Source organism: Rhodococcus rhodochrous, from assembly GCF_014854695.1.
GTDB lineage: Bacteria > Actinomycetota > Actinomycetes > Mycobacteriales > Mycobacteriaceae > Rhodococcus.
Map to the genome: position 1 here is coordinate 4,435,602 of NZ_CP027557.1, position 12,453 is coordinate 4,448,054.

The 12,453-nt window shown below is 71.2% G+C and carries 7 protein-coding genes; 3 read left to right on the top strand and 4 right to left on the bottom strand.

All coding sequences use genetic code 11. From position 1 onward, the window contains the following. Positions 1-16 precede the first annotated feature (16 nt). From C6Y44_RS20505 to C6Y44_RS20520, 4 genes are all read right to left on the bottom strand, one after another. Positions 17-775, bottom strand: coding sequence for a MerR family transcriptional regulator (locus C6Y44_RS20505; RefSeq protein ID WP_016695945.1), 759 nt, complete (start codon positions 773-775; stop codon positions 17-19). A 98-nt stretch (positions 776-873) separates the two neighbouring features. Next, positions 874-2,331 carry a dynamin family protein gene (locus tag C6Y44_RS20510; protein ID WP_159417589.1) on the bottom strand — a complete coding sequence of 486 codons (1,458 nt, stop codon included), beginning with the start codon at positions 2,329-2,331 and terminating at the stop codon, positions 874-876. Further along, the gene (locus C6Y44_RS20515; protein WP_159419131.1) at positions 2,328-4,145 is read right to left on the bottom strand and encodes a dynamin family protein; all 1,818 of its coding nucleotides are present in this window, start codon (positions 4,143-4,145) and stop codon (positions 2,328-2,330) included. Before C6Y44_RS20515 ends, C6Y44_RS20510 begins: the two co-directional genes overlap by 4 nt. Before the next feature lie 70 nt (positions 4,146-4,215). Beyond that, positions 4,216-6,204 (bottom strand): IniB N-terminal domain-containing protein, encoded by a 1,989-nt coding sequence (locus C6Y44_RS20520; protein ID WP_159417588.1) that lies wholly within the window; start codon positions 6,202-6,204, stop codon positions 4,216-4,218. 265 nt (positions 6,205-6,469) lie between these two features. Here C6Y44_RS20520 and C6Y44_RS20525 point away from each other — a divergent pair, with 265 nt between their 5' ends. The 3 genes from C6Y44_RS20525 to C6Y44_RS20535 are packed head-to-tail and all read left to right on the top strand — an operon-like array spanning position 6,470 to position 12,368. Then, positions 6,470-8,290: an Hsp70 family protein gene (locus tag C6Y44_RS20525; RefSeq protein ID WP_225623623.1), complete on the top strand. Its 1,821-nt coding sequence runs from the start codon at positions 6,470-6,472 to the stop codon at positions 8,288-8,290. 8 nt (positions 8,291-8,298) lie between these two features. After that, positions 8,299-10,776 carry a LuxR C-terminal-related transcriptional regulator gene (locus C6Y44_RS20530; protein WP_159417586.1) on the top strand — a complete coding sequence of 826 codons (2,478 nt, stop codon included), beginning with the start codon at positions 8,299-8,301 and terminating at the stop codon, positions 10,774-10,776. Continuing rightward, positions 10,767-12,368 carry a hypothetical protein gene (locus C6Y44_RS20535; RefSeq protein ID WP_225623624.1) on the top strand — a complete coding sequence of 534 codons (1,602 nt, stop codon included), beginning with the start codon at positions 10,767-10,769 and terminating at the stop codon, positions 12,366-12,368. Before C6Y44_RS20530 ends, C6Y44_RS20535 begins: the two co-directional genes overlap by 10 nt. Positions 12,369-12,453 lie beyond the last annotated feature (85 nt).

The following is a 12,453-nucleotide window of genomic DNA, read 5'->3' on the forward strand; positions in this document are numbered from 1 at the left end:
GCCGGGATCCGCCGGATCACATCCCCCGCGCCTCGTTCGCCTTCGTGATGAACTCGATCTGTTCACGACTCGGCCCGCAGAACTCCTGCTCGATCTGCTGCGCGTTGTCCTCGTGCATGCGGTAGAGGCTGTCGCGTAGGCCCTCGTCGCCGCCGTGGAACTGCTCGAGCAGACCCATCCATTGCCGTGCCATCTCCTGGGCCTCGGGAGAAGCCGGATCCATCCCCGCACTCAGTGCAGCGTCGACACGTGGGATGAGCTCCTGCCACGACGCCTCCGCCGCCGTGATGACGTCGTCGCCCAGCCTTGCGCGTCGTTCCGCGAGGTCTGCGATCTGTCCCTTGTCGAAATACTTCTCGAAGACGTCGTCCACTTCGATCACTCCTCGGATCACCTGAAGGAAGTCGGCGACCGATGCATCCGGCGACGTTCGGACCGTGCGGGAGAGCATCTCGACCTGGGCGCGCAGCGTGCGGGTTGCCGCGAGCTGATCGTCCAGGTAGGCACGGTGCGCATCGAGGATCTCCGACAGCGAGGTGTCACCGTCGGTGACCGTGGCGATCGCGTCCAGCGACAGCCCGAGCTGACGCAACACCAGCACCTGGTACAGCCTCTCGACGTCCGGCTCCTCGTACAACCGGTGACCCGACGCCGTCCGGCCCGACGGCCGCACGAGGCCTATGTCGTCGTAGTGATGCAGGGTCCGCACGGTCAGGCCCGTCTCCGCTGCGAGACGCCCCACCTTCCATTGCTGTCCGGAACGTGTCTGCTGCATCGTCCACCCACTTCCACCGGCACTCCGTGTACCGGCACGATCGACGCTATGACCTCACGTTACGTGAGGTGCAAGCCGATCGTCCGGCTACAACTCGTCTACCGGCCGGCTCCCGCGACCAGCCCCTCCGCACTGCGCGCCGCCACCGCTGCGGCCTTCGCGGTGAACGGATCGAGCAGCGGATGCTCTGCGCGGGATCGCCAGTGCCGCACCGCATCGACGGCCGCCGCACGGATCTCTGCGGGCGACGCGTCGTCGGCGAGACCGAGGCGCCGGGTGGCGCCGATCCCGGACCCACCGATCACACGATGCAGAACCTGGACCTCCTCGTCGGGCAGCGACACCGACGACGACCGCAGTCTGCCCAGCAGGCGGAGTTCGGCGAAACCGTGGTCGTCGGCCAGTTCGCGCCGCACGGCTCCCAGCAACTCGTGGTCGCCGCACGCGTGCAGCACCCGCTCGAGCGCCAGCAGCGCCGAATGGGTCTTGAGCTGATCGGCACGCTGACCGAACTGCACGTCGATGACCTGACGCAGCTCGTCGAGCCCGCTGCGCGCGACGAGTTCCGCGGCGAGGGAGGGTGAATCGCGCGCGCCGAGCTGCACGAGCAGCACCGCGGTGCGGATGCCGAACAGACCGAACCGGTCGACGAGACGCGTCCGCATCCCGGGGTCGACGGGCAGGTCGACGTCGGGCCGTGCGAAACGGTCGGCCGACAGCATCGCGACCTGCAGTTGTTCCGCCGGCACCTGTGCGAGCGCCTCGAAGGCTGCGAACTCGTTCTGCCGCAGGGTCCGTGCGGCGAGGGCGAGCAACCCGGCGACCGGCACGACCGCCTGGCACAGTCCGGTGCGTTCGAGTTCGTCGGTGAACCTCGCCGCGACCTGCTTCGCCGACATCATCGCGTCGGCACGACCGGCACCGACCTCGTCGGCACGCGACACCACCCCGACGATGCCGAGCGGACCCGATCCCCCGCCGACGTGCCGGCCGATCCGTTCGAGGAACTCGACGTCGGCGGCACCGAGCGAACGCATCAGGTAGACGACGGCGTCGGCCCCGGAGGCCGATTCCTCCGGGGTGAGCAGCGCCAGGGTCCGCGCCGACACGTCCTGCGACAGCGACGACGTGCCCGGGGTGTCGATGATGGTGGTCTGTGCCAGCGCGCTGGCCGGCCATTCGACGTCGATGAAGTCGACGTGGTCGGCGGTGAGTTCGCCGAGGTCGAAGGTCAGACGCCCGTCGGGACGCTGCACCGGCACCGGCATGCGGCGGTCCCCGTCGTACCAGGCGTTCACCGACGGCACCGGGCCGTTGCGGTACCACGTCACGACACGCGTGCACTCCGTCGCGTCGGTGGGCGCGATATCTTGTCCCACAAGCGCATTGAGCAGAGTCGACTTGCCGGCCTTGAGCGATCCGGCGAGCGCGACCCGCAACGGCTGATCGAGTCGTGCGGCGCAGTGGTCGAGCCGGTCCGCGACGGCCGGGTTCCCGCCGTACGACGCGCGGGCCCGGTCGAGCAGGTCCCGGGCGCGCGCGAGAGCCGGGGTCACGCCGACACTCCCGCGAGTTCCGCGGCGCGCTCGCGCAATCGGCTCAGTTCCGCGACCTGCGTGTCGAGTTCACCGATCCGACGGCGGCGTTCCTGTTCCTGCACGGTCGCGGCCTGACGGGTCGCTTCGAGCGACTCGTCGAGCGAACGCAGTGTCTGTTCAGCGATCTCGGTGAAGTGATCGCGCAGCTGACGCTGGATGAGGCGAAGTCGGTCCTTCGATTCCTTACCGACCTGGAAGCTCACGTCGTCGGTGAAGGCGCGGATCGCGTTCTTCGCGTCGGCGCGGCGCTTGGCGAGCCGGACCTGCTTGTCGTCGCGATACGCCTTGGTGCCCAGGACGACTCCGGCTCCCACCGAGATCGGGTTCACCAGCGCCATCCCCATCAGGGTGGTGACGAGACCGAACATCAGCACGCCACCGTAGGAGCCTTTCATGCCGACGAGCACCTTCTGACCGATACCGATCCGGCCGGATTCGAGATCGGACAGGTTCTCGACGGGATCGAGCAGCTTCGACAGGTCGCCGAGATGCAGCGAGGGCAGGGACGCGTCGTCGAGCGCGAAGTGCTCTGCGACCCTGCCGGCGAGGATCTCGGCGCGTTCGTGCGCCCACACGAAGTTGTCGCCGACGGATTCGGCGACCTGCTCGGCAAGCCACTGCCCCAGCCGCGGCCATTCCTTGCCCGGATCGCAGTCGTCCACGGACGCTTCGGCATCGCGGGTCACCGTGCGCAACCGGTCGCGCAGGTCGTGGTCGATGTCGGCCGCGAGATCGGCGATACCGTCCGACAGCGTGATCTGCCACCGCGCCGCCCGCGTCCGCAACGCCTCGGTCGCAGCACGCGCCCGGTGCAGGTCCTCGATCGCGGCGTTTCCCGATTCGGGGTCGCGCAGGGCGGCGAGTTCGCTCTCGCGTCCGAGTGCGAGATGGTCGACGACGGTCTTCACGTCGTGTGCGACCGACAGTCGCGCCGAGTCGGCGTTGCGCGCGACCACCTGGTCGCGCAGGAAGTCGTAGATCGCGTCGAAGCCGGATTCCTGCTGCAGCGAGGCGTCTTCGGTGCGCAGGGCGTACTCGCGCAGCAGAGACGAGACGGGCAGCAGCGGCAGGTCGAGTCCGGCTCGTTGCAGGTGTTCGCGGTCGGCGTCGACGATCGCACGCCAATGCGGATACACGTCGGTCTTGGTGACGAGCACCGCCGACGCCGGGCACAACGTCTGCACCTGTCGCAGGAACGACATCTCCGGTGCGGTGAACTCCTGGCTCGCGTCCGAGACGACGAAGACCGCGTCCGCAGTGGCGAGGAGGGTCAATGTGGCTGCGGTGTGCGGGTTTCCGTGTCCGCCCACGCCCGGGGTGTCGACGAACACGAGTCCGTCGGCGAGCAGTGGGCTCGGCACGCTCACCTCGAGCCGTTCGACGTCCCGGCCGGCACTGCGCGGCGCGACCTGCTGCAGGTCGTCGAAGGGGACGGCGATGCGCGGCGCCGAGCCGGTCGGGACGAGTTCGGCGGACGGCTCCTGCCCGTGCTGCACGAGCGTGGGGACCGCGGTGGTCTCGTCGTCGCCGACAGAACACACCTCGAGGCCGAGCAGTGCGTTCACGAAGCGGCTCTTGCCCTGGTTCAGTCCGCCGACGACGACCACCCGCAGTCGCGGGTCGGAGACCTTCGTGCGGGCGGCCGTCAGCCGGTCGATGAGATCGTTGCGCCCGGCGCTGCGGGAACGCGCGATCGCGGAGTCGATCAGGTCGAGAAGCGCTCGGCGTCTCGAGGGATCGGATGAATGCTGCGTATCCGGTGAATGCTGCATGGGCTGCGTCGACTCGCCTTCCATCGGTGCGGGCTCCGGCCATTATGTCCCGGAGCCCGCACCGCTGCGGTCAGGGCAGCAGTCCGTCGAGGTCGGTGGAGTCGGCGACACCGAGCGAAGAGTCGCCACCGGTGCCGGCGAACAGGCCGCCGCCGAGACCGGAGGTCGCGGTGAGGACGCCCTCGCCGAAGAGTCCCGCAGCTCCCGAGGCGGAGCCGAAGACGTCCTCACCGACCGACGCCCAGCTCTCCGCACCGCCCGACAGGGCCGTATCGACCTGCGTGGACAGTTCGGCACCGAGGTCGGCTGCGCTCTCCAGACCGCCGGAGACACCGAGGTCGGCGGCAGCGCCCAGGTCTGCTGCACCACCGAGATCCAGCGCGCTTTCGAAGTCGGTGGCTGCACCCAGGTCGACCGACGTTCCCAGTCCACCGGCCGCGCCGATCCCCGAGTCGATCGCCGCGCCGAGGTCCGCTCCCACGTTCACTCCGGCCCCGAGTTCCGCCGCCGCGTCCAGCGCACCGTCGAGGGCATAACCCAACTGACCGGTGGCTTCGGCACCGGCATCGAGGCTGCCGCCGATCGTCGTCGCGAGCTGCGTGCCGAGATCGGCACCCGCATCGACGGGCACCGACCCTGCGGCAGTCTCGAGTGCGCTGCCGAGCTGCAGACCGAGTTCGGCGCCGGCCGAACCGCCGGTCGCGAAGGTCGAGCCGAGGACGGACGACAGATCCGTTCCGAGGCTCGTCCCCACCTGCACGGTCGAATCGACGGTCGCGCCGATACCCGTGGTGGATCCGATGGCGACGTTCAACGCCGACGACAGTTCGGTGGTCGCGGTGGTCTCGAGGCCCAGCGCGCCGCCGAGCACCCCGCCGACCAGCGTGCCGAGTTCGATGCCCGTTCCGGCCTCCGCGTCGATCTCGCCACCACCCGAGAGGACCGCGTCGAGGTCGACGCCGCCGAGCAAGCCTCCCTGCGCGCTGCTCTCGATGACGGTCCCGAGCGCGGCACCGAGATCGGCCGCAGCTCCGCCACCCGCTCCGAGCAGGGCCGAGAGGGACGCACCGAGCCCGAGGGTCGCGCCCACGCCGGCGTCGAGACCGGCGGAAAGGTCGGTTCCCAGTCCGGCCCCGAGATCGACCACACCCCCGAGGACGCCGCCCAGGCTCGTGCCGAGCGCGCCGGTCAGTTCCGTGCCCACGCCGAGAACGCCATCGAGCGTCGTGCCGAGCGCGACCCCCAGTTCGGCACCGCCGTCGAGGGCCGCGGTGAGCTCGGTCGAGAAAGCACCACCGGCATCGACGGCCGATTCCAGCAGGCCACCGAGAGCGAGCCCGATGTCGGCGCCGAGCGTCCCGCCGATACCCAGGGCTCCTTCGAGGGTGGTCGCGAGGTCGGCGCCGAGACCGCCCGATGCCTCGACGGCAGCGTCGATCGCGGCGGCGAGATCGGCGGCGGCACCGACGCCCAGGCCCAGACCGCCTTCGAGCGCCCCGGCCAGCGCACCACCGACATCCAGAGCACCCCCGACGGCGAGGTCTCCACCGAGTTCGAGACCCGCGCCGAGTGCACCACCGAGCGCAGCACCCAGGGAAGCACCGAGCTCGCCACCGGCTTCGAGTGCCGCTCCGAGCTGCGCACCGAGGTCGGCGACGATCCCGGTCTGCGCGCCGACACTCCCGCCGAGGTTCAGTCCGCCACCGAGACCCAGGCCCCCACCGAGGCCTGCACCCACACCGAGGCCCAGGCCGGCAGCGCCACCCAGGCCCACTGCTCCACCGAGACCTGCCGCTCCGCCGAGGCCGGCCGCGGCGGTACCGGCGATCGACGCTCCGACGTTCGCCGCACCGTTCAGCGCTGCGGTCAGTTCGGCGGCGGTCCCGGCGAACAGACCGCTGTCCGCAACGAGCGGGGCGACGGCGACGATGTCGGCGTGGCACACGTCGTCCAGTCCGGCTTCGGCGAGGACGGCCTCGGGGTTGCTGCAGTACCGGGCGAGTTCCTTCTCGTCGCGGAACAGGCCGAGGATGAAGTCGAGTACGGCGTTGGTGGCCATCACGTGTCTCCTGAGTCGTCGGGATCTGGGAACGACGCTACGAATCCGCGGGTCATGGGCACAGGGGGTGCGGCCCCCTGTCTGCCGTCGCCCGTTAGGGGATCGGGGTGCGGGGGCATCGGGGCCGTTAGGGGATCGTCCCCACGATCGGGCAGGTGGGCGGTGTGGGAGCTAACAGGTCACGGGGTGGGAACGACAGGCTCATCGAGACCGAACGATGGAACGAGAACGCGGACCGATGTCCGCCCAGAACCCGGGAGCGTGCATGTACTCAGGACTCGGCGTCACGATCGGGGCGGCCAACTCGGTGGCCCTCACCGTGCTCGACCAGCCCCGATCCGGCGATCCCAGCGTTCTGTCGATTCCTACCGAACTCCACCTCCCCGAGGGCGGGGCCCCCGTCCTCGGCGCCGGTGCCCCGATCCCCGGCACGCAGGTGTTCTCCGGCTATGCGGCCCGGGTCGGCGATCCGGTCGGCATCCTCGCCGACGACGGCTCCACCTACCTCGGTGAGGATCTCGTCGCGTCGACCGTGGCCTGCCTGCAGTACCGCACCGGTACCTCCGATGTGCCGACGATGCTGGCGCATCCCGCCGCGTGGTCGGCGCACACCGTCGAGGCCCTGCAGGCGGCACTCGTCCGCGCCGAAGTGACCGCACGGACGATCCCCGAACCGATCGCGGCGGTGCGCTGGCTCGACGCCATCCACGGGCCGCTGGGCGACGACGTGACGGTGGTCTACGACCTCGGTGCGCGCTGCCTCGACGTCGCCGTCGTGCAGGGCGGCGCCCACCCGACGCTGCTGGGCCGACCGCTGAGCAGCGACGACGTCTCCGGCGATCACCTCGACCACCTCGTCACCACCTATCTGCTGGGAACGCTCGGTGAGGACGCAGCCGGCCTCGATCCGTTCGATTCCGAGACCGTCACGGCACTCGCCGACTTCCGCTCCCGGTGCCGCGCGGCGAAGGAAGCGCTGTCCAGCGACACCGAGACGGTGGTGCCGGTCGCGCTGCCCGGCCTGCACCGCGACCTGCGTCTGGTGCGCAGCGAGTTCGAGGAACTCGCCCGGGAACCGCTCGAGGCGTCACTCGCCGTGGTGCAGGACGCGATCCGCGGGGCCGGGCTCGATCGTTCGGACATCGGACGCGTGCTGTTGATCGGTGGTGGCTCGTCCACCCCGCTCGTCGCCGAACTGATCTCGTCGGAGCTGGGTCTGCCGATCGTCTCGTCGGCGCGACCGGCCTTCACCGCCGCGCACGGAGCCGCGCTCGCAGCGGCCGAGGCAGGTGCCGCAACTGTGGCTGCCCCGGTGGCGCCTCCTGCACCTGCCGTCGACGACGAGCCCGAGACCGTCGCGCTGCCGGTGGTGTCCGCCGCGGAGGCGCAGCCGGTCGCTGCCGCGCACCGGCCGGCGGTCGTCGACACCGCGACCGGCACCCCTGCACGCGCCCGTGCCCGTTCGTTCACGCTGGTGGGTGCCGCTGTCGCTGCCGTCGTCGTCCTCGCCGGTGGCGGACTGGCGATCGGCACCCTGTCGTCGGAGGCCGAGACGCCCGGTTCGGAGGTACGTCCGTCGAGCGAAGTCGTGGCCGGGAACCCGACGACCACCGAGAGCGTCCCCGGTACGGCCGTCCCCGGCACGACCGGCGCGCAGCCGTCCGAGTCGGGAACCGTCGTCCCGGTCCGGGTGCAAGGTCCGGACGGGACCGTGACCGCTGTCCCGGCCGCCGCGACGCCCGCTTCCGGTGCCGCACCCACCGGCGCTGTACCTGCACCGGACCCGACCGCACCTGCGCCGGCGACACCCGGGGAGACCACGCAGGCACCCCAGCCGGCACCGCAACCCGCTCCCGCCCCGGCCCCGGCGCCCGCTCCTCAGCCGGCCCCGCAACCGACCGCGCCGAGCACGGGTGGCAGCGGCGTCGGCGACGCCCTGTCGGGTGCAGGCCAAGGTGCGGGCGCGGTCGTCGAGGGTGTCGGCAACGGCGTGGGCCGGGTGCTCGACGGCACCGGCAACGTGGTCGGTGGTGTCCTCGACGGCACGGGGCAGGTCGTCGGCGGACTGCTCGGAACCGAGCGCTGACCGATCCGATGACGTCCGCTCCCGCTCCTCCCCGACGCCCGATCCCCCGGGAGGTCACGCGCGCCCTGACCGTGGCCGCTTCCCCGCGACTGTTGCTCGTCGGCGGCACCGGAACCGGGAAGTCCGCCGTACTCGCTTCGCTCCGCACCGATCTCGCCGATGCCCGCATCGTCGACGACGCACACCGCATGACCGCCGCGGAACTGCAGGAGCTCGTCGACCACATCCGGGATGCACCGACGGGGATCGTCGTGGCCACCGAAGCCCGACCGCACCGAGCCGAGATGCGTTCGCTGACAGCAGCGTTCGCGGGACACGGGACGGTGGTGGAACTGGGTTCGTGGACGCCTCGTGAGATCGCCGGTCGCGCGGCGTCGTTCGAGCTCCGGCTCGCACCGCCCCAGATCCGTGCCCTGCACCGCCTCACGGGCGGCGTACCGCATCTCGTCGACACCGCCTTCGAGGCCGTGCGGACGGAGGGTGATGTCCGGCGGGTCGTCGAGGAGGCGATCCGTCGGCAGCTCCTCGCGGATCTCGATCTCACCGCGTCCCTGGCGCTCGTCGATCTCGGTGCCGCGCTCGATCCCGGCGAACTCGCCGCCGTACTCGACATCCCTGTCGAGCGTGCCCTCGACCTCGTCGATGCCGCTCGTGCGAGTGGCCTGCTCGGCACGGATGCCGCGAGCCTCACCACCGGGGCGAGCGGTGTGCCCGCCGGCGTCCTGGGGAGGCACAACCTGTTCGCCGTCGCGCGTCGTCTCCTCGCGACCCGCATCGATGCCGGAACGCTGACGCCGCATCTCGCCCGCGGTCTCGCGACGATCGGTCTCACCGACCCGCACCTCGCCGATCGGCTCGTCGCCTTCGCGGCCGACGCGGCACCGCGCGAAGCCGCCGAACTCCTCGACGCCGCCGTACCCGCGGGAGCCGATCCAGCGACCCTTGCGGTGCGACGAGCCGAAGTCGCCTTCGCAGCAGGGGATCTCGAGCGAGCCGAACAGATCACCGACCGGTTGCTCGACCGCGCCGACACCGCGGACGTCGACGACCTGCGCGCCGCCACCCGGATCTCCGCGAGCATCGCCGCACATCGTGGCATGCTCGACCGCAGTGCCGACCTGTTCGAATGGCTCGGCCCCGACCGGGTCGGTACTGACGCTCCCCTCGCCGCCACCGTGCTGCTCGCCGCCGGTCGCCCCTCGGCCGCAGAACATCTCCGCGATGCCGCCACATCGGGTGCGCCGACCTCGTCGGCCTCCGCCGCGCGACTGCTCGAGCAGGGCCTGCGCGAATCCGTCGGCGGCGACGGCCGGATCGCAATGAACCGCCTCGCCCGCGCCCTGACGAGCCTCGGCTCCGACGGGTCGCTGCGCGCCTGGCCCGACACGGTCGACGCCGTCGCCGCACTGCTGTGTCTGCACTCGGGTGAACTCCGGCACGCACGCGCGATCCTCGACCGTCCGGAGACGCCCACCGTGCGCAATCGCATCCTGGTGGCGTGGACCGAGATGCTCGGGGGTGATCTCGCAGCCGCCGCGGCCACCGCCGAGGCCGTCGCTCCCGAGGTGACCGGGCAGCGCGACCTCCTCTTCTTTCATGCCCTGCAGGTCGGGTTGGCGCGACGGAACGCCGACCTCGGAGCGTTGACGGTGCGGTGGCAGGCCGCGCAGTCGGTGGTGGCGGAGTATTCCGTCGACCTGTTCGGGCTGCTGCCCCTGGGGGAACTGTGGCTGGCCGCCGTCCGACTCGGAGAGTCCGCGCGGGTCGCGCATCTCGTCGCCGCTGCCCGCGCACTGCTCACCACCCTCGGTGAGCCACCGCTGTGGGGTGCGGCGCTGCACTGGTACGGGGTGCAGGCCGCGATCGCCGCGGACCGTCCGGCCGACCTCGTCCCGCACGCCCGCGCGCTGGCCCTGGCCGCGGAGACCACCGCGTACGCCGCGGTGCTCGCGCGGGCCGGGCACGCATGGCTCTCGGTGCTGCGCGGTGAGGTCGACGCGGTGCGCATCCGCGAGGCGGCCGAGTCCCTCGCGTCCGTGGGTCTTCCGTGGGACGGCGCGAAGCTCGCGGGAGAAGCAGCGCTGCGGACGGACGACACCACCGTCGCCACCGGATTACTGCAGGTCGCGCGGACGATCCGGCAGGACGGTCCGGCCGGTCGCGCCCCGGTGGACATCGCCCCCGACGCTCCCCCGGGCGGTCCGGACGAATCCCCCCTCGGTGCACGGGAGAAGCCGGGTGCACTGTCGGAGCGCGAGGCGCAGGTGGCCGACCTGGTTGTTTCGGGCCTCACCTACCGAGAGGTAGGAAACCACCTGTACATTTCCGCGAAGACCGTGGAACATCATGTCGCCCGTATCCGGCGCCGACTCGGTGCCGGTTCCCGCTCGGAGCTCCTGTCACTGCTCCGGGCCATGGGGCACGGCGCAGATGTACCCCGTCACACACACTCCGACCGGAATGGAGGCAAGCCGGCATGTCCGTAGGCGTAGGCCTGAGGGTGGGGACCACCGTGTCGTCGGTTGCGGTCACCTCACCGACGCCGGGACGGCCGGACCCCGCACCGATCGAGCGGTTCACCGCCGTCCACCTGCACTCCGACGGCACCGCGACACTGGGCGACCACGACGTCGTCGACGGGCACACCAGTTCCTTCACAGGCTTCGTCGATCGTCTCGGCCACTCCGGTGGTGTCCGCGCCAACGACGGTTCGCTCTCCCGCGCCGAAGACCTCGTCGCCACGGCCATGGAATGCCTCCTCGCCGACGCAGCCTCTCTCATCGGCGACACCCCGTACACCGCAGTGGCGACGTACCCCACCGACTGGCCGAGCTCGACGGTCGCGGTACTGCGCAACGCCCTCGACTACGTCGGGTTGCGTCATGTCTCGCTCGTCTCCGACGCCGAGGCCGCCGCGGCATGGTTCGAATCGCAGGTCGCGCACCAGACCGGGCGGCTCGTCGCGGTCTACCACATCGACCCGCAGGGCTCGACCGTCACGCTCGTGCGCTCGGGAGTCGCGGCGGGTAAGGCCTTCCGATTCCCCGAGGACGACGCTCCGTCGGTCGCCGCGCAGCTCTCGTCGGCGCTCGGCGCGTTCGGCTGGCTCGTGAGCAACCTCGACGCCATCGTCGTCACGATCGACGAAGCGGTCGACCCGAGCGCGGCGCAGCTCGTCGCACAGTCGGTGAAGACCGGACTCGGCGTGCGGTGCGCCCTGGCGCCCGAGCCGCACCAGACGATGGTGCGTGGCGCCGCTCTCGCGGCGGCCGCCGGCTCGGTCGACCTCCTCGGCTCGACGCAGATCCTGCCCACCGCCAAGCTCGCCGAACCGCGACGCAGCGAACTCGACCCCGAGATCACCGCGGTGATCTCGAAGATCACGGCGACTCCCCCTCCGGGTGCCACGCCCGCTGCCGTCGCGACGCCCGCAGCGAACACGTCGAAGGCGACGGTCGCCGCCGTCGCGGCCGGAGAAGTCGCCGACGAGAAGCCCTCGGGTCGCTCGTCGAAGGTCACGGCCATCGCGGCGGCTGCGGCGATCGCGCTGCTCGTAGGCATCGGCGCGTTGGTGTTCGGGCTGCGGGACTCCCCGACGGCCACCGCGGGCACGCAGGTCGCCGAGACCCCGACCGCACCCACGACCACGACGACCTCGAAGGCGCGCCCCACACCGGCTCCCCGCAGCACCGAGGAGACCACCACCGAGGAATCGACCGAGCCGGCCACCGCCGAGCAGACGGTCCCGGTGGCTCCGCCGGTCGTGCAACAGACCTGGGTCGATCCCACCACCGGCACGAGCGAACAGTCCTCTTCTTCGTCGTCGTCGCCCGGCTCGACCACCTCGAGCACGTCCGACACGTCCTCGACCACGTCGAGCACCGGCTGGTCGCGGCGGAACCAGCCCGATGATTCCTCGGGTGGCGGACGCGGTAGCGGAGGCAGCGGCGGAGGCGGTGGTAGCGCCACCACGACGACGCCGCCGGCAACCGACACGACCGATCCCGAGCCCTCCGAGGAACCGACGTCGACGCAGACGCCGACCGTGGAGCCCACCGACGCTGAGACCGGCAACTAGACAGAGCAGGTATCCGGGTGGTGACCTACGGCACTATCGGCGGTCGCCGGGCCGTCCCGTAGGCTGTCCCGCGGGTCGGCTCGCC